Below are 18,497 nucleotides of genomic sequence, written 5' to 3'. Positions count from 1 at the left end.
ATAACCATAAAACCAGCGAGATAGCGCAATCTACGGGGGATATAGCCCATATTTTGGCCTTAATTCCCATGGATTCTAGCGAGATTGCTGCTATAAAAGACGCAGATAATCTCAAGACGGTGAAATTAGCTGCAGCGTATTTTTTGATGCAAAATATGTAGAATTTTCAAGGCTAAATCGCTTTACTTCACACACTAAACAGATTCAGGACACGTATGTCAAACAGCGCAATGAGCGTGGTTATCCTTGCTGCCGGCAAAGGAACCCGCATGTACTCAGACCTTCCAAAGGTGCTGCACACGCTGGCTGGGAAGCCAATGGTCCAGCATGTCATTGATGCCGCAAATAAATTAGGTGCCCAGCGGGTTAACCTGGTTTATGGCCACGGCGGCGACCTGCTCAAGCAGACCCTGAATGACGGCGCGCTTAACTGGGTGCTGCAGGCAGAGCAGCTGGGAACCGGCCATGCGATGCAGATGGCGGCCCCGTTCTTTGGCGATGACGAAGACATTCTGATGCTGTACGGCGATGTGCCGCTGATCTCTATCGAGACGTTACAGCGCCTGCGCGAAGCTAAACCGCAGGGCGGCATCGGCCTGCTGACCGTTAAGCTTGAAGATCCTACCGGCTATGGACGCATTGCGCGTGAAAACGGCAAGGTCGTCGGCATCGTGGAACATAAAGATGCGAGCGAAGAGCAGCGTAGAATCAATGAAATCAACACCGGGATACTGGTGGCTAACGGTGCAGATCTGAAGCGCTGGCTCGGTAAGCTGGATAACAACAACGCGCAGGGCGAGTTCTACATCACCGATATTATTGCCCTGGCTCACGGTGAAGGGCGTGAAATTGCCGCTGTTCACCCGGATCGCCTGAGTGAAGTTGAGGGCGTGAATAACCGCCTGCAGCTTTCTCGCCTGGAACGCGTCTACCAAACAGAGCAGGCCGACAAGCTGCTGCTGGCGGGGGTCATGCTGCGCGATCCGGCTCGTTTCGATCTGCGCGGTGAATTAACGCACGGGCGCGATGTTGAAATAGATACTAATGTCATTGTGGAAGGCCGCGTTACGCTGGGCAACCGCGTGAAGATAGGCACTGGTTGCGTGATTAAAAACGCGGTTATCGGCGATGACTGCGAAATCAGTCCGTACACCGTCATTGAGGATGCGACGCTTGAAGCTGCCTGCACCATCGGGCCATTTGCCCGACTGCGTCCAGGCGCTGAGCTGGCGGAGGGCGCGCATGTTGGCAACTTCGTTGAGATGAAGAAGGCGCGTCTGGGTAAAGGCTCTAAAGCGGGCCACCTGAGCTACCTCGGTGATGCTGAAATTGGTGATAACGTTAACATCGGTGCCGGCACCATTACCTGCAACTACGATGGGGCGAACAAACATAAAACCATCATTGGTGATGACGTATTTGTAGGCTCTGATACTCAGCTGGTGGCCCCGGTCACCGTGGCCAGTGGTGTCACGATTGGTGCCGGGACGACAGTAACGCGCGATGTTGCTGAAAATGAGCTGGTGATCAGCCGCGTAAAACAGAAACACATCCAGGGCTGGCAGCGGCCGGTGAAGAAGAAGTAACGGATTTATACCCCTCACCCTAACCCTCCTCCCACAGGGGAGAGGTGATCGTTCGGTGCGGTGTTTTTCTCCCTCGCCCCTTTGGGGAGAGGGCCGGGGTGAGGGGATAACATAATCCTCCCCCCAAAAGCAGTACCCATAAAAATAACCCCACTCTCTACAAGGCTCGGGGCTCCGGAAATACCGGATTAATACAAACAGGTCAGCGACAACACATGGCTAACGCCATTCTCAGGACTTAAAAATTATGTGTGGAATTGTTGGCGCAGTGGCGCAACGTGATATCGCTGAAATCCTTCTTGAAGGACTACGTCGTCTGGAATACCGCGGGTACGACTCTGCGGGCCTGGCGGTTGTGGACGACAAAGGTCAGATGACCCGTCTGCGTCGTCTGGGGAAAGTACAGAAGCTGGCGGAAGCGGCGGAAGAAACCGCTCTGCATGGTGGCACCGGGATTGCCCATACCCGTTGGGCAACGCACGGCGAACCTTCAGAAATAAATGCTCACCCACATGTCTCCGACCATATCGTGGTCGTACACAACGGTATTATTGAAAATCACGAACCGCTGCGTGAAGCGCTGCAATCTCGTGGCTACACGTTCGTCTCCCAGACGGATACCGAAGTTATTGCTCACCTGGTGCATTGGGAGCTTGAGCAGGGTGGTACGCTGCGAGAGGCGGTTCTTCGCGCTATTCCTCAGCTGCGTGGCGCTTACGGCACCGTGATCATGGACACCCGTAACCCGGATGTCCTGCTGGCCGCACGCTCCGGTAGCCCAATGGTTATCGGCCTGGGCATGGGTGAAAACTTTATCGCGTCCGATCAACTGGCGCTGCTGCCGGTAACCCGCCGCTTTATCTTCCTTGAGGAAGGCGATATCGCCGAAGTGACCCGCCGCGCGGTCACTGTTTTTGACACCAAAGGCGAGCAGGTTAAGCGCCCGGACATCGAATCTAATCTGCAGTATGACGCTGGCGACAAAGGCATTTACCGCCATTACATGCAGAAAGAGATTTATGAGCAGCCGAATGCTATCAAAAACACCCTTGCCGGGCGTATCAGCCACGGTGAAGTGGATTTGACGGAGCTGGGGCCAAAAGCCAATGAAATGCTCTCTCAGGTTGAGCATATTCAAATCGTAGCCTGCGGCACCTCCTATAACTCAGGTATGGTTTCCCGCTACTGGTTCGAAGCGCTGGCCGGCGTGCCTTGTGATGTCGAAATTGCCTCGGAATTCCGTTACCGCAAATCTGCCGTGCGCCGCAACAGCCTGATGATCACCCTTTCCCAGTCTGGTGAAACGGCGGACACCCTGGCGGCGCTGCGCTTGTCTAAAGAGCTGGGCTATCTTGGCTCACTGGCGATTTGTAACGTGGCCGGCTCTTCTCTGGTGCGTGAATCTGACCTGGCGCTGATGACCAACGCCGGAACAGAAATCGGCGTGGCGTCAACCAAAGCGTTCACCACCCAACTGACCGTTCTGTTGATGCTGGTGGCTAAGCTGAGCCGCCTGAAAGGCGCTGACGCGCAGGTTGAGCAAGATATCGTGCACGGCCTGCAGGCGCTGCCGAGCCGCATCGAGCAGATGCTGTCCCAGGACAAGCGCATTGAGCAGCTGGCGGAAGATTTCTCCGACAAACATCATGCGCTGTTCCTCGGCCGGGGCGATCAGTACCCGATTGCCATGGAAGGTGCGCTGAAGCTGAAAGAGATCTCCTACATTCACGCTGAAGCCTATGCGGCCGGTGAGCTGAAGCACGGCCCGCTGGCATTGATCGACGCCGATATGCCGGTCATTGTTGTGGCACCGAACAACGAGCTGTTGGAAAAACTGAAATCCAACATCGAAGAAGTTCGCGCCCGCGGCGGCCAGCTGTATGTCTTCGCCGACCGTGACGCCGGCTTTACCAGCAGCGACAACATGCACATCATCGAGATGCCGCATGTGGAAGAGGTGATTGCCCCTATCTTCTACACCGTCCCGCTGCAGCTGCTGTCTTACCACGTGGCGCTGATCAAAGGCACCGACGTGGACCAGCCGCGTAACCTGGCGAAATCGGTAACGGTGGAGTAATTTTCTTGACGTTAATCCGTTGTGATTAATTGGCGAAAAAACGTTAATTACCAGCCAGAAAAGCCCCGGCCATAACGGTCCGGGGCTTTTTTATATTGATTGGTTAGCTGCCGCGGTAGGTCGAATAACCGAAGGGGCTAAGCAGCAACGGCACATGATAATGCTCGCCTGATTTGCTGACGTGGATCACCACCGGCACATCCACAAAGAACGAGTCCTGCTTATGTGCCTTGTAGTATTCGCCGGTTTCAAATGTCACTTTGTAATTACCCGGCTCAATGTCTTTTCCGGCAGGATAAAGTGCGCTAATGCGGCCGTCTGTGTTAGTCAGCCCCTCGCCCAGCCTTACCCATTTTTCACCGTCCTGTTTATCCAGAGTGACTTTTACACCTTCAGAGGGGGTGCCTGTCTGCTGGTTCAGGACATGAACGCTCAATGGATTCTTTGCCGGTACATCGGCTGCAAACGCGGAAACCGAACTGGTAATCAGAGATAAGAAAAAAGCTTGTTTTAATGTCATCCTTAAACCCTCTTTGTTGTGGTTTTTTTATCTTAGTGGCAAAGGAAAGAATAAAAATTAAACAATCTGTGATACTTAACCGCGGACGCCATGGCGAAGAAATGTATGGCGCTTAGGAAGTGCGATAAAGGCCGTGAGCCAAAAGCGTGAGTAGGGATGTCATAATTAGTGAGGGTGAACACAAATTGAACAAATATATTTTCAATGTTTGTTCTTATTTTTAGGTAGGTGTTTATTAAAAAGAAAATAATAAACAATGGGTTATTGTTATTTTGCTCAGCAAAAGTGCATTGTCATAAAACTGTCATAATTCGTACATTTAACTGTCACCAAACTGTCCTATTTTCTACCCTGTATTTAATTAAACAACAATTTACGAACATCTGGCAGGAGACATTATGAACGTTATGCGTACCACTGTCGCAACTGTTGTCGCCGCGACCTTATCTCTGAGCGCTTCTACTGCGTTTGCAGCTGCAAGCCTGACTGGCGCTGGTGCAACTTTCCCTGCGCCGGTGTATGCCAAGTGGGCAGATACCTACCAGAAAGAAACTGGTAACAAGGTGAACTACCAGGGTATCGGTTCCTCCGGCGGCGTGAAGCAAATCATTGCTAACACCGTTGACTTCGGCGCTTCTGACGCCCCTCTGGCGGATGACAAATTACAGCAAGAAGGCCTGTTCCAGTTCCCTACCGTAATCGGTGGCGTAGTGCTGGCGGTTAACCTGCCGGGCTTCAAGTCTGGCGAGCTGGTTCTGGACGGCAAAACCCTGGGTGACATCTACCTGGGCACCATCAAAAAATGGAACGACCCGGCGATTGCTAAGCTGAACCCAGGCCACAAACTGCCGGATCAGAACATCGCGGTTGTTCGTCGTGCTGACGGCTCCGGTACTTCCTTCGTGTTCACCAGCTACCTGTCTAAAGTGAACGAAGAGTGGAAATCTAAAATTGGCGCAGGCTCTACCGTTAACTGGCCAACCGGTCTGGGCGGTAAAGGCAACGACGGCATCGCGGCCTTCGTACAGCGTCTGCCAGGCTCCATTGGTTACGTTGAATACGCTTACGCTAAGCAGAACAACCTGACTTACACCAAGCTGATGTCCGCTGACGGTAAGCCAGTAAGCCCGACTGAAGCAAACTTTGCTAACGCGGCTAAAGGCGCTGACTGGAGCAAATCCTTCGCACAGGATCTGACTAACCAGAAAGGTGACGAAGCGTGGCCAATCACCTCCACCACCTTCATCCTGGTCCACAAAGAGCAGAAAAACCCTGAGCAGGGCGCAGAAGTGCTGAAGTTCTTTGACTGGGCATACAAATCTGGCGCGAAAGAAGCTAACGCTCTGGATTACGCAACGCTGCCAGCCTCCGTGGTTGAGCAAGTTCGCGCTGCATGGAAGACCAATGTAAAAGACAGTTCCGGTAAGGCGCTGTACTAAGTGCAAAAATCTGGGGTAACAGGTATGTTACCCCGGTTTATTCAGCAACTACGAAGAGTACGCTATGGCTGTGACTAAGCCGACGTTTAAAGCCCCTGGCAAACAAGGCGATGTAATTTTCAGTGCGCTGGTAAGACTGGCTGCGCTGATTGTGCTATTTCTGCTGGGTGGGATTATCATCTCGCTGTTTATCTCCTCGCTGCCGAGTATTGAGAAGTTTGGCTTCTCCTTCCTCTGGTCCAAAGAGTGGGATGCCCCTAATGAAGTCTTCGGCGCGCTGGTGCCGATTTACGGAACCCTCGTGACCTCGTTTATCGCGCTGCTGATTGCGGTGCCGGTGAGCTTTGGTATCGCCCTGTTCCTGACAGAACTTGCACCCGGCTGGCTGAAGCGCCCGCTGGGTATCGCCATTGAACTGCTGGCGGCCATTCCAAGTATCGTGTACGGCATGTGGGGCCTGTTTATCTTTGCTCCCCTGTTCGCGACTTACTTCCAGGAGCCTGTAGGCAACGTGCTTTCTGCCGTGCCTATCGTTGGCGCCCTGTTCTCTGGCCCTGCGTTTGGTATCGGCATTCTTGCCGCCGGTGTGATCCTCGCGATTATGATCATCCCGTACATCGCCTCCGTGATGCGCGATGTCTTCGAACAAACGCCGGTAATGATGAAAGAATCGGCCTACGGTATCGGCTGCACCACCTGGGAAGTTATCTGGCGCATCGTTCTGCCGTTCACCAAAAACGGCGTGATCGGCGGTGTGATGCTCGGCCTTGGGCGTGCACTCGGCGAAACCATGGCGGTGACCTTTATCATCGGTAACACCTACCAGCTCGACAGCGCTTCGCTGTATATGCCGGGCAACAGTATTACCTCTGCCCTGGCTAACGAATTTGCCGAAGCGGAATCCGGCCTGCATACCGCCGCGCTGATGGAGCTTGGCTTAATCCTGTTTGTGATTACCTTTATCGTACTGGCTATCTCTAAGTTCATGATTATGCGCCTGGCGAAAAACGAAGGGGCTCGCTCATGACCACGATGGAAATGCAAAGCAGCGCGGCGCTGGCCGAATCACGCCGCAAAATGCAGGCGCGCCGCCGCATGAAAAACCGCATCGCCCTGACGCTCTCCATGGCGACTATGGTGTTCGGTCTGTTCTGGCTGGTCTGGATCCTGTTCTCCACGGTAACTCGCGGTATTGACGGTATGTCGCTGGCGCTGTTTACCGAAATGACGCCTCCGCCAAATACTGCGGGCGGTGGCCTGGCGAACGCCCTGGCGGGCAGCGGCCTGCTGATTCTGTGGGCGACCGTTATCGGTACGCCGCTGGGCATCATGGCCGGGATTTACCTCGCCGAATATGGTCGTAAATCTGCCCTGGCCGAAGTCATCCGCTTTATTAACGATATTCTGCTGTCCGCGCCGTCGATTGTGGTCGGTCTGTTTGTTTACACCATCGTGGTGGCGAAAATGGAGCACTTCTCCGGCTGGGCGGGCGTGATTGCGCTGGCGCTGCTGCAGGTGCCTATCGTCATTCGTACCACTGAAAACATGCTGAAACTGGTGCCGGACAGCCTGCGAGAAGCGGCTTACGCGCTGGGGACGCCAAAATGGAAGATGATCTCCGCGATTACGCTGAAAGCGTCCGTCTCCGGGATTATTACCGGCGTGCTGCTGGCGATTGCCCGTATCGCTGGCGAAACCGCGCCGCTGCTCTTCACCTCCCTCTCCAACCAGTTCTGGAGCACGGACATGATGCAGCCTATCGCCAACCTGCCGGTGACCATTTTTAAATTTGCTATGAGCCCGTTTGCCGAGTGGCAACAGCTGGCCTGGGCAGGGGTGCTGATCATTACCCTCTGCGTGCTGCTGCTGAACATTCTGGCGCGCGTGATTTTCTCGAAGAGTAAACACGGTTAAATTTTACGGCGTGGCCCTCGCGACGCCGGACGGAGATTAAGACACAGATGAGTAAGGTTGATTTAGCCCCAGGCAAAATCCAGGTTCGCGATCTGAACTTCTACTACGGTAAGTTCCACGCGCTGAAGAACATCAATCTGGATATCGCGAAGAACCAGGTTACCGCCTTCATTGGGCCGTCAGGCTGTGGTAAATCCACCCTGCTGCGTACCTTTAACAAAATGTACTCGCTCTACCCGGAGCAGCGTGCAGAAGGTGAAATCCTGCTGGATGGGGAAAATATCCTCACCCAGAGCCAGGACATCGCCCTGCTGCGTGCTAAAGTCGGCATGGTCTTCCAGAAGCCGACGCCGTTCCCGATGTCCATCTATGACAACATCGCATTTGGCGTGCGCCTGTTTGAAAAGCTGTCCCGCAGCGACATGGATGAACGCGTGCAGTGGGCATTGACCAAAGCCGCACTGTGGAACGAAACTAAAGATAAACTGCACCAGAGCGGCTATAGCCTCTCCGGTGGCCAGCAGCAGCGTCTGTGCATCGCGCGCGGGATTGCGATTCGCCCGGAAGTGTTGCTGCTGGATGAGCCGTGTTCCGCCCTTGACCCGATCTCCACCGGGCGTATTGAAGAGCTGATCACCGAGCTGAAAGAAGACTATACCGTAGTGATCGTGACCCACAACATGCAGCAGGCGGCGCGTTGTTCTGACCACACGGCGTTTATGTACCTCGGTGAGCTGATCGAATTCAGCGAAACCGATACGCTGTTTACTACGCCAGCGAAGAAACAAACCGAAGATTACATTACTGGCCGCTACGGTTGATTTGGAGAGCGCGATGGATAACCTCAACTTAAACAAACACATTTCTGGCCAGTTCAACGCCGAGCTGGAGTACATCCGTACTCAGGTTATGACGATGGGCGGGCTGGTGGAACAACAGCTCTCCGACGCGATCACCGCGATGCACAACCAGGACAGCGAGCTGGCGAAGCGCGTTATCGCCGGTGACCAGAAGGTCAACATGATGGAAGTGGCGATCGATGAAGCCTGCGTGCGCATCATCGCTAAACGCCAGCCGACCGCCAGCGACCTGCGCCTGGTGATGGCCATCATCAAAACCATCGCTGAGCTGGAACGTATTGGCGATGTGGCGGACAAAATCTGCCGCACTGCGCTGGAAAAATTCTCCCAACAGCACCAGCCGCTGCTGGTCAGTCTGGAATCGCTGGGTCGACACACCGTGCAGATGCTGCATGACGTGCTGGACGCCTTCGCGCGTATGGATCTGGATGAAGCGGTGCGTATCTACCGCGAAGACAAGAAAGTTGACCAGGAATATGAAGGCATCGTGCGTCAGCTGATGACCTACATGATGGAAGACTCCCGTACTATCCCAAGCGTGCTGACCGCGCTGTTCTGCGCCCGTTCTATCGAGCGTATCGGTGACCGCTGCCAGAACATCTGCGAATACATCTTCTACTTCGTGAAGGGGCAGGATTTCCGTCACGTAGGCGGGGATGAGCTGGACAAGCTGCTGGCGGGTAAAGATCCGAAAGAGTAAGACATTCAGCCTCCTCTTCTTTTAGGAGCGGAGGCTGGCACATCTTGTTTTCTCCCTCCCCCCTGGGAGAGAGCCGGGGTGAAGGGCCGTTACTTCCCGAACAAGCGCCGCGAATTATCCTCAATTTTCCCTGAAATTCTGCGTTTCTGCATCGTTCTGCTCCAGCTCACCGACAGCCCCGCCGCTGACAAAAGCCGATGATACTGCGAGTCATCAAACGGCATATGCCAGGCGATGGCGATGGCTTCTGCCACGGTCACGTCGCTAACGCGGGAAGCAAGCTCCAGCGGCGCATCGGCAGAGACATTCCCCGCCAGAATCACGCGATAAAGCCAGCCGCAGTAGCCTGATTCCTGCATCCGCGCGGACATATCCTCTACGCCAAAATGGTAGTTAAGCTTAAAGCACGGGGAGCGAGGCTGGGTCACCTGAATCAGTGCTTCACCCCAACGGTAAATATCGCCCATGTAGACGTTCTTTTCCGTCATCCCTTCCGTTGACAGGTTTTCGCCGAAGGCCGGGGCATTAAACAGCTCCGCTTTATCCGGGAAAATTTGCATCCAGTGCTGATAATGCTCGCGTGGATAGTGGCACAGTGCCCTGTCGGGCCCGCCGTGAATCACCTTCTCCGCCTGCTCATCGCCCTCCAGCCCTGACTCGGTTAAGCGAAGTTCGCCGTCCACCTGAACCTTGGCGATGGCGCTGGGCCGGCTCCCTTCGTAATCACGAATCTGGCCAGCGTAAACCTGAAGCGGATAGCGATGCATAAGCGACTCCCTGCTAAATAGACATAAAAAAGCGAGCCATCAGGCTCGCTTCTCTACGGTTGTATTGCAACCTTATTTTTTAGCGGCGAAACGTGCAGCTGCTTCGTCCCAGTTAACCACGTTCCAGAACTCTTTCGCGTAGTCCGGGCGACGGTTCTGGAATTTCAGGTAGTAAGCGTGTTCCCAAACGTCCAGGACCACAATTGGGAAGCCGGAAGCGCCGGAGATAGCTTCGCCCATCAGCGGGCTGTCCTGGTTTGCAGTAGAAACCACAGCCAGTTTGTCGCCTTTCAGTACCAGCCACGCCCAGCCGGAGCCGAAACGGGTAGCAGCAGCTTTTTCGAATTCAGCTTTGAATGCATCAACGCTGCCGAAATCGCGCTCGATAGCGGCTTTCAGGTCACCTTTCAGCTCGGTGCCTTTTTTCAGGCCTTTCCAGAAGAAGCTGTGGTTAGCGTGGCCACCAGCGTTGTTACGCAGTACGGTTTTCTTATCAGCAGGCAGCTGATCCAGTTTGGTAATCAGCTCTTCAGCAGACAGGCTGGCAAACTCAGGCAGGGATTCCAGCGCGGCGTTCGCGTTGTTGACATAAGCCTGGTGGTGTTTGCTGTGGTGGATTTCCATGGTTTCTTTGTCGAAATGCGGTTCCAGCGCGTCGTAAGCGTAAGGCAGGGATGGCAGTGTATAGCTCATATTCATCGTCTCCATTAACGTAGAGCGGCTGTAATGCTGTTAACGCCGCGTAATCAGTCGGTTCATTATAGTTAATTAAATGATATTGAAAATGTTTATCAATGCCGTACTTAGTTTGTGGTTATAACTTTTCTTCATGAAACCACGGCTTACGGCTATAACGCAGCGGGTAAAAAGTTATTTTTGCAGGGTAACGACGAATTGTTACCCGGTCGTGACGTAACGGCATGCAGGGGGAGCAGCTGGCGGTATTCGCCGAAAGACGTGTTCTGGCTCAAATAGAAAACAAGGCCCGGCTTCCGGGCCTTTTTCTTAGCGGGTGGCGGCGTCTTCCAGCGCTTTATGGATCACGGAAGACAGCTCGGCGACGTCAAACTTAGCGACATAGCCGTTGGCACCGACTTTGCGGACGTGATCTTCGTTGGCGCTGCCGGAAAGCGAGGAGTGGATCACCACCGGAATGTGCTTCAGCGAAGGTTCGGTCTTAATGTTGCGGGTCAGGGTAAAACCATCCATCTCCGGCATCTCGATATCGGTCAGCACCAAGCCTATTTTATCGGTGATCGGCGTGCCGGATGCTTTGGCATCGGCGGCAATAAGTTTGATTTTTTCCCAGGCCTCCAGGCCCGTTGCGTGCATGATGGCCGGAATGCCCATCCCCTTCAGGCCCTGCTCCAGCATCGAACGTGCAACTTTGGAGTCCTCAGCGACGATAGCCACGGCGCCCGGTTTCAGGGTATAGGTTTTCTCTTCTATGGCCGCGATATTCACATCTCTCCCGGACGGGATAATGTCATAAAGGATCTGCTCCACGTCCAGCACCAGCGCCAGATCTTTGCCGGTCATCGGGTCGTCAATATTGGCGATACTGGTGATATTGCGGCTGCTGACCCCGGCTTCGGCGGCGTGTACCTGACTCCAGTCGAGGCGAATAATATTTTCCACCGACTCGACGGCAAAAGCCTGGGTGCTGCGGGCATATTCGGTGATCAGTAATAAATTCAGACCGGTGGTTGGCGTGCAACCTGTTACCGCGGGCAGATCGATAACCGGGATAATCTGGTCGCGAATGTTAGCCATGCCCAGCAGCGGCGATTCCATACCCGCGGCGCGATTAATCTTCGGCATCGGCACAATTTCACGCAGCTTAAAAACATTGATGCCGTACAGCTCAGATTTGCTGTCATGCTGGCTGGTGCCTAAGCGGAACAGCAGAAGCTCAAACTTGTTGGATAACGCCAGGTTGGCCCTTTCATCGATATCTTTCTGAAAACTATCCATTTTAACCTCAAGTGATAACCCGGCCTCAGAACCCAACCGTACGGAGTGAATGCTTGTTTAAGTTATCGGCAGCAGCAGGAAAAAATGAAGGGAGAAGGTGAAATGATTTCGTTTAGAGGGAGACTCCCCCTCTAAACGGATAGCGCTTACTTCTTCTTGTTCAGCATCGTCTTTAGGTCGGCAAACGGATTATAAGTTGCTTCGCCTACATCCTTTTGCGCATCCTCGCCGGCAATCACCGTGGAGCCGTACAGATCGGCCTCGGTGTATTTCGAATGCTCATGATCGTGGCAATACAGGCATAAAAGCTCCCAATTGCTGCCATCTTCCGGGTTATTGGTATGATCGTGGTCCATATGATGAACGGTCAGCTCACGCAGATTGGAATACACAAACTCGCGCGAGCAACGCCCGCAGACCCACGGGAAAAGCTTCAGCGCCTTTTCGCGGTAACCGCTCTCCAGCCGCGTATAGTTCTTGGGAATAATCGCCATGATTCAGGTTCCAGACAAAAAATGTAGGGTTATGTCCAGTTTCCGGCTAAAGCGCGTCTTTATCAATCCCCAGGCGCTTCATCCGCGAAAGTAACGTGGTGCGCTTCAGCCCTAATCGCTGGGCAGCACCCCGAGGCCCGGCCACCACGCCGTTGGCCTCTTTCAACACGCGCAGGATGCGCTCGTACTCATCCTCGTCCTCACGTCTCTCCGCTTCCACCGACGGCGAGAAATGGCGTTCTACCGGCGGGCGGTGATCCATTTCCGGCAGGGAAAGATGCAGCACGCTGCCCCGGGTGAGTAGCACCGCCCGCTCAATCACGTTTTCCAACTCGCGCACGTTACCCGGCCACTCCATGCGGCTCAGGGCGCGCAGCGTTTCCGCCGGAATACTGTCGATGTTACGGTTCAGGCGGCGGGCGATTTTAAAGGTGAAGGATTTTACCAACAGCGGGATATCTTCCGGGCGTTCGCGCAGCGGCGGCAGAGTAATAGGAAAAACGTTCAGCCGGTAATACAGGTCGCTGCGGAACTCCCGGTCGGCGACCATCTCTTTCAGGTTGCGGTTGGTGGCGGCTATCAGGCGCACATCCACTTCCTGAACCTTATTGCTGCCGAGCCGCTCGAACTCCTGCTCCTGCAGCACGCGCAACAGCTTAGGCTGCAGCTCGAGCGGCATATCGCCCACCTCATCCAGGAACAGCGAGCTTTTGTCTGCCAGCTCAAAGCGGCCAATGCGCTGATTATTTGCCCCGGTAAACGCCCCGCGCTCATGGCCGAATAAATCGCTCTCCAGCAGCCCGGCAGGCATGGCGGCGCAGTTGATCTTCACCATCCGGCGGCCGTTGCGCTCGCTCAGGTTATGAATGGCCCGGGCAATCAACTCTTTACCGGTGCCGGTCTCGCCGAGGATCAGCACGGTGCTGTCGCTGCCTGCCACCATCTCAACCTGCTTAAGCACGATAGACATCGCCTCGCCGCGCCCGATAATTTCGCCAAAATCGCTGTCGACGTTATTAATTTGCTCTGTGAGGTAGAGGTTCTCATCCACCAGATTCTCTTTCAGACGGTTGATTTCCTGGTAGGCGAGGGCGTTATCCACCGCGATGGCGATACGTTCGGCAATCTGGCGCAGCAGCTTGAGGTTGGCCGGCGTAAAGCCCTGTTCGCTGCACCTGGCCAGCTTCAGCACGCCCAGCATATTGTTGCCAAACTTCAGCGGCAGCAGGCAAAGCGTCTGCGGTTTGTTGTCCCACATCTCCAGCAGCATCCGCTCATACGGCGCCAGCTTGTCGCCGGGGCAAAGGTTGAGCAGCAGCATTTCGCCGCTTTTAAAGACGCGTTCTGAAAGTGTGCCTTCCTCAAGCACGTCGCTTTGATCGTGAATCGGCGAGGTTTCATCAACAAAGTGGGTGGAATAGAGCGTGAGTCGCGACTTGCGGCTGCTTTTCAGCACTATGCTGATGGAATCAATGGCGAAGTGGTAGTGAATCTCGCGGGCAATCTCGCTTATCAGTTCGTCCAGGTCCAGCTTCGACAGCACCGCGTTGGTGACGGCCACCAGAATGCGAAAATCATCGCGCTCCCGGCACAATAACTGGTGATCGTGGCTCGAATTGAGCCGGGTCTGGATCTGCTCGGTCACCAGGCCCACAATTTGCGCCAGGGTATAAAGCCGGTTTAGCTCTTTTTCAGTCCAGGCGTCTGCCCGGTTGCGGATAAATTCGCAGCCGCCAAAAATTTTGCCTTCGGAGGCCAGCGGCAGCAGGCAGTAGCGGCCAAACGGGGCGTACAAATCAAGGCTCGCCATCTGCGGCCAGGTTTCATCAAACTCCTGCTGGCTGCAAATCAGCGCCTCCGGGCGCGACAGCATGCGGCGCACCGGGCCGTTGGCCAGCGCCATTTCATCTTCGTAGTGCAGTTCCTTGCCGTGTTTATCCTTGCCATAGAAGCTCACCCGCTGATGCTGGGGATGGTAAAGCAGGATGTTAACGCGATCGGCCAGCGCGCCCTGTTTCACCAGCTGCGTCAGGCTGCTGGCGAGTTCGTTGAGATCGGGCTGCTGGAGCAGCGTGCGGGTGATATCAAATAACCCCTGCTGCCCGAGATCGCTCATCGGCGTGTATGACATTTTTGCTTTCCATTGAAATGCCCCACGGCGGGCGCAGGGCTAAAAAATATAATTAATATAAATATTGTTTAAGTTTAGTCAGCGTTGCGTGAATACATACTGGTGCAGGTCAACAAATGCGCGGTAAGGGTTCAAAATGCGGCAGATCGAGCGAGCGTTTTACGCCATAAAGCCCCGTTACGCGCACGCCTTTTCGCTCCACAACCTCGCCTATGACTGCGGCCTTTTCGCCACAAGGATGCTGCTGCAAAGCGTGTAAAACCGCAGGGGCTGACTCGGGAGAAGCGGCGATAACCAGCTTGCCTTCATTAGCAAAATTTAACGCATCCAGCCCAAGCAGCTCGCAAACGCCGCGCACCGCCGGGGTCAGCGGCAGCTTGTTTTCGCTGATTTCCATCCCGCACCCGCTGGTCTCGGCAAACTCATGCAGAACGGCGTTCACGCCTCCGCGCGTGGCGTCCCGCAGGGCTTTTACGCCGGGGATGTGTAGCAGCGGGGCTATCATTGGCGTCAGCACTGCGCAGTCGCTCTGTAGATCGCCGTCCAGGCCAAGCTTCTCGCGCAGGTTGAGAATAGTTGCGCCGTGATCGCCTAGCGTGCCGCTGACGATAAGCAAATCTCCGGCTGTAATCTGAGCCGCGCCCCAGTTAACACCAGCAGGAATAGCGCCGATCCCGGCAGTATTGATAAAAAGCTTGTCCGCCGCGCCGCGAGGCACCACTTTGGTGTCACCGGTCACGATGGCGATATTTGCCGCGCGGGCGGCGTTCGCCATGCTGGTGACCACCCGTTCAAGGGTTTCCAACGGCAAGCCTTCTTCGAGAATAAAGCCGCACGACAGCCAGCGAGGCGTAGCGCCGCTCACCGCGACGTCGTTCGCCGTACCGCACACGGCCAGCTTGCCGATATCCCCGCCGGGAAAAAACAGTGGGTCAATAACGTAGCTGTCGGTAGAAAATGCCAGCCGGTCGCCGCCGGCGGTAAGCTCTGCCAGCGAAAGCCGCGCCTGATCTTCCTGCTCCGCCAGCCACGGGTTATCGAAGGCCTGCATAAACAGGCTGGCGATCAGCTGCTGCATCGCCAGGCCGCCGCTGCCGTGGGCCAGCTCAACGGTTTTCATACTTCACACTCCTGAGAACGGTATTGATACCACGCCGCGCAGGCTCCTTCAGAGGAGACCATCAGCGCGCCGAAGGCGTTTTGCGGGTTGCAGCCGCGGCCGAACAGCGGGCATTGCTGCGGCTTGCAGCGGCCGGTGAGCACGTCGCCGCAGCGGGCTTTGGGGTCGTCGTAAACCTGCTGGGGTTTGGGCTGGAAATGGTCTTCGGCGTCAAACCGGCGGTACGCTTCGGTGAGCTGCACGCCGGAATCGCCGATCACGCCCAGGCCCCGCCATTCCGCTTCGCCGCGCACCGTAAACACTTCGCCTATCGCTTTTTGTGCCAGCAGATTGCCTTCTTCCGGCACTACGCGGCGGTACTGATTTTCCACCACGCTGTGCTGACGTATTTTTTGCTCCACCAGCATCAGCACGCCCTGCAGCAGGTCGAGGGGCTCAAAACCGGCGACCACCAGCGGCCGCTGGTGCTCAGAGGCGATGAAGTTATAGGCTTCGGTGCCAATCACCATGCTGACGTGCCCTGGTGCCAGGAAAGCGCCGATGCCGTTATCGGGCTGGGAAAGCAGGCTGCGCAGCGTTGGGATCAGCGTGATGTGCTGGCAGAAGAAATAGAAGTTATCGATGCCCTGCGATTTTGCCTGCTGAAGGGTAATCGCCGTGGCGGGCATAGTGGTTTCAAAGCCGAGGCCAAAGAACACCACTTTGCGATCCGGGTTCTGGCGCGCCAGGGTCAGCGCGTCCATTGGCGAGTAAATCACCCTGACGTCCGCGCCTCGCGCTTTGGCCTGCATCAGCGAGCCATTTTTACCCGGCACGCGCATCGCATCCCCAAAGGTGCAGAAAATCACATCCGGGTGGCTGGCTATCTCAATGCAGCTGTCTATTCTGCCCATCGGCAACACGCAAACCGGGCAGCCTGGGCCGTGGATAAACTCAATGTTTTCCGGCAGCAGCTGGTCGAGGCCGAATTTAAAAATAGCGTGGGTATGGCCGCCGCAAACCTCCATGATGCGCAGCGGGCGGGCTGCCGTGTAGTCCAGCAGCGAGGCGCGCGCTTTCAGCGTCTCAATCAGCTGCATCACGCGGTCTGGATCGCGATATTCGTCGACATAGCGCATCAGCGATGTTCCTCGCCGTAGAGTAGGGCGCCGACGTCCGGCTCAACCTCAAACATGTTTTGCAGGGCATCGAGCGTGTCGCGCGCTTCGGCTTCGTCAATAATGCTCATGGCAAACCCGACGTGGACAAGCACCCATTGCCCCACGGCGGCGTCACCCACCAGGGTTAAATTCACGTCGCGCTGCACGCCGCAGACGTCCACTTTCGCGCTGCCGTCGGCCAGCCGCTCGACTATCTGACCGGGAATGCCTATGCACATCGTTCCGTCTCCAGCCAGCTAAGCCACTCGTCCATTCCTTCCCCGCTGGTCGCGGAAACCAGCATAATTTTGATGTCCGGATTGACCTCGCGTGCAAAGGCTATGCATTGACTGACGTCGAACTGCAGGTAGGGCAGCAGGTCTATCTTGTTCAGCAGCATCAATGACGCCGCGGCGAACATATGTGGGTATTTCAGCGGTTTATCTTCACCTTCCGTCACGGACAGCACCGCGACCTTATGGCGCTCCCCTAAATCAAAACTCGCCGGGCAAACCAGGTTGCCGACGTTTTCGATAAACAGCACGCCGTCACGCTCAAGCGGCAGGCGCAGCATGGCATCGCGGATCATTTGCGCGTCGAGGTGGCAGCCTTTCCCGGTGTTTACCTGAATGGCCGGGGTTCCAGTTTCGCGGATGCGCGCGGCGTCATTCACCGTTTGCTGGTCGCCTTCAATAACCGCGCACGGCATTTTGGCATTCAGGCGCTTCAGCGTTTCGGTGAGCAGGGTGGTTTTGCCTGAGCCGGGGCTGGATACCAGATTCAGCACCAGCTGATTCTGGCTGGCGAAGCGGTCGCGATTATGGGCGGCGAGTTGGTTGTTTTTATCCAGCACGTTCAGCTCGATCTCCAGCATCTTACGCTGAGTCATCCCCGGTGCGTGGGTGCCCGCCGCGCCGTGTCCGTAATGGAGATCGCCCTGTTCGTCGGCTGTGGGAGAAAATTTGACGCCGGTTATCTGCTGCAGCGGGCGTGCCGCCGGGGCAAACGGGGCGCTGCGAAAGCCTGAGTGGGGATTGCGTTCGTCCCCTTCAATGTACAGGTTGCCTTCACCGCAACCGCAAGTGCTACACATGAGCTATCTCCTGATCGATTTCCAGACGCTTAATCTGCATGCCGTCATCCGCCACGATGCGCAGGCTGCTGCCGTTGCAGTTGGGGCAGCACTTCACGCGCTGGGTCAGCAAGGTGACGAACTGCTGGCAGTCATGGCACCAGCATTCGGCTTCCTGCTGGTGGATATGCAGCTCGCAGCCTTCCGCCAGCGTGCCGCGGCAAACCAGATCAAAACAAAACTCCAGGGCGCTGGTTTCCACGCACGAGAAGGCACCGACCTCCAGCCAGACGCCGGTCACTCGACGGGCATTATTCTGGCGGGCGTGGTTTTCGATAAGTTCGACTGCGCGCTGGCAAAGAGTGATTTCGTGCATGGGGCCTCCGGGGTTAACTGGGGCTGGTAATGCAAGGACGGTGCCAGGCCTTTTCTTTGCCCCTCACCCCGGCCCTCTCCCCGAAGGGGCGAGGGGGAATTCTTTTAAGAAAAGGGCTGGGTGAGCCAGCCCTGTTTTTTATCTCCTCTCCCTTGCAGGGAAGAGTTTAGCCAGCCCTGTTTTTTATCTCCTTTCCCTTGCAGGGAAGGGTTAGCCAGCCCTGTTTTTTTTATCTCCTCTCCCTTGCAGGGAAGGGTGAGCCAGCCCTGTTTTTTTATCTCCTCTCCCTTGCAGGGAAGGGTGAGTCAGCCCTGCTTTTTATCCCCTC

Annotated in this window: 18 protein-coding genes; 7 read left to right on the top strand and 11 right to left on the bottom strand. The window is 55.5% G+C overall.

Going from position 1 to position 18,497, the window contains the following annotated elements; translation table 11 throughout:
- Positions 1-215 precede the first annotated feature (215 nt).
- A complete protein-coding gene (gene glmU, locus VW41_23525) occupies positions 216-1,586 on the top strand; it encodes a bifunctional N-acetylglucosamine-1-phosphate uridyltransferase/glucosamine-1-phosphate acetyltransferase (protein ID AJZ91775.1) in 1,371 nt (456 codons plus the stop codon).
- A gap of 247 nt (positions 1,587-1,833) precedes the next feature.
- Positions 1,834-3,663: a glucosamine--fructose-6-phosphate aminotransferase gene (locus VW41_23520; protein AJZ91774.1), complete on the top strand. Its 1,830-nt coding sequence runs from the start codon at positions 1,834-1,836 to the stop codon at positions 3,661-3,663.
- Between the two features lie 103 nt (positions 3,664-3,766).
- Here the strand turns inward: VW41_23520 and VW41_23515 are convergent, their stop codons facing one another.
- Entirely contained in the window at positions 3,767-4,183 is a 417-nt protein-coding gene (locus tag VW41_23515) for a hydroxyisourate hydrolase (GenBank protein ID AJZ91773.1), read from the bottom strand.
- A gap of 398 nt (positions 4,184-4,581) precedes the next feature.
- Between VW41_23515 and VW41_23510 the strand changes: the two genes are divergently transcribed.
- The 5 genes from VW41_23510 to VW41_23490 all read left to right on the top strand — a co-directional run bounded on the left by VW41_23510 (position 4,582) and on the right by VW41_23490 (position 9,096).
- On the top strand, positions 4,582-5,622 hold the full coding sequence (locus tag VW41_23510; protein ID AJZ91772.1) for a phosphate ABC transporter substrate-binding protein: 1,041 nt from the start codon (positions 4,582-4,584) through the stop codon (positions 5,620-5,622).
- A gap of 64 nt (positions 5,623-5,686) precedes the next feature.
- Positions 5,687-6,649 carry a phosphate transporter permease subunit PstC gene (gene pstC, locus VW41_23505; protein ID AJZ91771.1) on the top strand — a complete coding sequence of 321 codons (963 nt, stop codon included), beginning with the start codon at positions 5,687-5,689 and terminating at the stop codon, positions 6,647-6,649.
- Positions 6,646-7,536, top strand: coding sequence for a phosphate transporter permease subunit PtsA (gene pstA, locus VW41_23500; protein AJZ91770.1), 891 nt, complete (start codon positions 6,646-6,648; stop codon positions 7,534-7,536). Before pstC ends, pstA begins: the two co-directional genes overlap by 4 nt.
- Positions 7,537-7,583: 47 nt before the next feature.
- Entirely contained in the window at positions 7,584-8,357 is a 774-nt protein-coding gene (locus VW41_23495; protein ID AJZ91769.1) for a phosphate ABC transporter ATP-binding protein, read from the top strand.
- A gap of 13 nt (positions 8,358-8,370) precedes the next feature.
- Positions 8,371-9,096: a transcriptional regulator PhoU gene (locus tag VW41_23490; protein ID AJZ91768.1), complete on the top strand. Its 726-nt coding sequence runs from the start codon at positions 8,371-8,373 to the stop codon at positions 9,094-9,096.
- 89 nt (positions 9,097-9,185) lie between these two features.
- Here the strand turns inward: VW41_23490 and VW41_23485 are convergent, their stop codons facing one another.
- The 10 genes from VW41_23485 to hypA form a co-directional block, all read right to left on the bottom strand.
- Positions 9,186-9,863, bottom strand: a complete 678-nt coding sequence (locus tag VW41_23485) for a 6-N-hydroxylaminopurine resistance protein (protein AJZ91767.1) — start codon at positions 9,861-9,863, stop codon at positions 9,186-9,188.
- Between the two features lie 72 nt (positions 9,864-9,935).
- Positions 9,936-10,556, bottom strand: a complete 621-nt coding sequence (locus tag VW41_23480; protein AJZ91766.1) for a superoxide dismutase — start codon at positions 10,554-10,556, stop codon at positions 9,936-9,938.
- 312 nt (positions 10,557-10,868) lie between these two features.
- Entirely contained in the window at positions 10,869-11,837 is a 969-nt protein-coding gene (locus VW41_23475; GenBank protein ID AJZ91765.1) for a chemotaxis protein CheV, read from the bottom strand.
- A gap of 146 nt (positions 11,838-11,983) precedes the next feature.
- Complete coding sequence (locus VW41_23470) at positions 11,984-12,331, bottom strand: hypothetical protein (protein AJZ91764.1); 348 nt, start codon at positions 12,329-12,331, stop codon at positions 11,984-11,986.
- A gap of 46 nt (positions 12,332-12,377) precedes the next feature.
- Positions 12,378-14,462 carry a transcriptional regulator gene (locus VW41_23465; GenBank protein AJZ91763.1) on the bottom strand — a complete coding sequence of 695 codons (2,085 nt, stop codon included), beginning with the start codon at positions 14,460-14,462 and terminating at the stop codon, positions 12,378-12,380.
- A 109-nt stretch (positions 14,463-14,571) separates the two neighbouring features.
- A complete protein-coding gene (locus tag VW41_23460) occupies positions 14,572-15,582 on the bottom strand; it encodes a carbamoyl dehydratase HypE (GenBank protein AJZ91762.1) in 1,011 nt (336 codons plus the stop codon).
- Complete coding sequence (locus VW41_23455; protein ID AJZ91761.1) at positions 15,579-16,700, bottom strand: hydrogenase isoenzymes formation protein HypD; 1,122 nt, start codon at positions 16,698-16,700, stop codon at positions 15,579-15,581. The genes VW41_23460 and VW41_23455 overlap by 4 nt, the downstream gene beginning before the upstream one ends.
- Positions 16,700-16,960: a hydrogenase assembly chaperone gene (locus VW41_23450; GenBank protein AJZ91760.1), complete on the bottom strand. Its 261-nt coding sequence runs from the start codon at positions 16,958-16,960 to the stop codon at positions 16,700-16,702. The genes VW41_23455 and VW41_23450 overlap by 1 nt, the downstream gene beginning before the upstream one ends.
- The gene (locus tag VW41_23445) at positions 16,951-17,814 is read right to left on the bottom strand and encodes a hydrogenase nickel incorporation protein HypB (protein ID AJZ91759.1); all 864 of its coding nucleotides are present in this window, start codon (positions 17,812-17,814) and stop codon (positions 16,951-16,953) included. The genes VW41_23450 and VW41_23445 overlap by 10 nt, the downstream gene beginning before the upstream one ends.
- Positions 17,807-18,169 (bottom strand): hydrogenase nickel incorporation protein, encoded by a 363-nt coding sequence (gene hypA / locus VW41_23440; GenBank protein ID AJZ91758.1) that lies wholly within the window; start codon positions 18,167-18,169, stop codon positions 17,807-17,809. The genes VW41_23445 and hypA overlap by 8 nt, the downstream gene beginning before the upstream one ends.
- Positions 18,170-18,497: the final 328 nt, after the last annotated feature.

Source organism: Klebsiella michiganensis, from assembly GCA_000963575.1.
Taxonomy (GTDB): domain Bacteria; phylum Pseudomonadota; class Gammaproteobacteria; order Enterobacterales; family Enterobacteriaceae; genus Cedecea; species Cedecea michiganensis_A.
This window is presented reverse-complemented; position numbering and strand designations above follow the sequence as displayed.

What these genes read in the sequence shown, in the direction of transcription:
- VW41_23470 (AJZ91764.1), bottom strand. Translation starts at nt 12,331, where the DNA reads ATGGCGATTATTCCCAAGAACTATACGCGGCTGGAGAGCGGTTACCGC.
- VW41_23450 (AJZ91760.1), bottom strand. Translation starts at nt 16,960, where the DNA reads ATGTGCATAGGCATTCCCGGTCAGATAGTCGAGCGGCTGGCCGACGGC.
- VW41_23485 (AJZ91767.1), bottom strand. Translation starts at nt 9,863, where the DNA reads ATGCATCGCTATCCGCTTCAGGTTTACGCTGGCCAGATTCGTGATTAC.
- hypA (AJZ91758.1), bottom strand. Translation starts at nt 18,169, where the DNA reads ATGCACGAAATCACTCTTTGCCAGCGCGCAGTCGAACTTATCGAAAAC.
- VW41_23495 (AJZ91769.1), top strand. Translation starts at nt 7,584, where the DNA reads ATGAGTAAGGTTGATTTAGCCCCAGGCAAAATCCAGGTTCGCGATCTG.
- VW41_23455 (AJZ91761.1), bottom strand. Translation starts at nt 16,700, where the DNA reads ATGCGCTATGTCGACGAATATCGCGATCCAGACCGCGTGATGCAGCTG.
- glmU (AJZ91775.1), top strand. Translation starts at nt 216, where the DNA reads ATGTCAAACAGCGCAATGAGCGTGGTTATCCTTGCTGCCGGCAAAGGA.
- VW41_23475 (AJZ91765.1), bottom strand. Translation starts at nt 11,837, where the DNA reads ATGGATAGTTTTCAGAAAGATATCGATGAAAGGGCCAACCTGGCGTTA.
- VW41_23445 (AJZ91759.1), bottom strand. Translation starts at nt 17,814, where the DNA reads ATGTGTAGCACTTGCGGTTGCGGTGAAGGCAACCTGTACATTGAAGGG.
- VW41_23510 (AJZ91772.1), top strand. Translation starts at nt 4,582, where the DNA reads ATGAACGTTATGCGTACCACTGTCGCAACTGTTGTCGCCGCGACCTTA.
- VW41_23480 (AJZ91766.1), bottom strand. Translation starts at nt 10,556, where the DNA reads ATGAGCTATACACTGCCATCCCTGCCTTACGCTTACGACGCGCTGGAA.
- pstA (AJZ91770.1), top strand. Translation starts at nt 6,646, where the DNA reads ATGACCACGATGGAAATGCAAAGCAGCGCGGCGCTGGCCGAATCACGC.
- VW41_23465 (AJZ91763.1), bottom strand. Translation starts at nt 14,462, where the DNA reads ATGTCATACACGCCGATGAGCGATCTCGGGCAGCAGGGGTTATTTGAT.
- VW41_23520 (AJZ91774.1), top strand. Translation starts at nt 1,834, where the DNA reads ATGTGTGGAATTGTTGGCGCAGTGGCGCAACGTGATATCGCTGAAATC.
- VW41_23515 (AJZ91773.1), bottom strand. Translation starts at nt 4,183, where the DNA reads ATGACATTAAAACAAGCTTTTTTCTTATCTCTGATTACCAGTTCGGTT.
- pstC (AJZ91771.1), top strand. Translation starts at nt 5,687, where the DNA reads ATGGCTGTGACTAAGCCGACGTTTAAAGCCCCTGGCAAACAAGGCGAT.
- VW41_23490 (AJZ91768.1), top strand. Translation starts at nt 8,371, where the DNA reads ATGGATAACCTCAACTTAAACAAACACATTTCTGGCCAGTTCAACGCC.
- VW41_23460 (AJZ91762.1), bottom strand. Translation starts at nt 15,582, where the DNA reads ATGAAAACCGTTGAGCTGGCCCACGGCAGCGGCGGCCTGGCGATGCAG.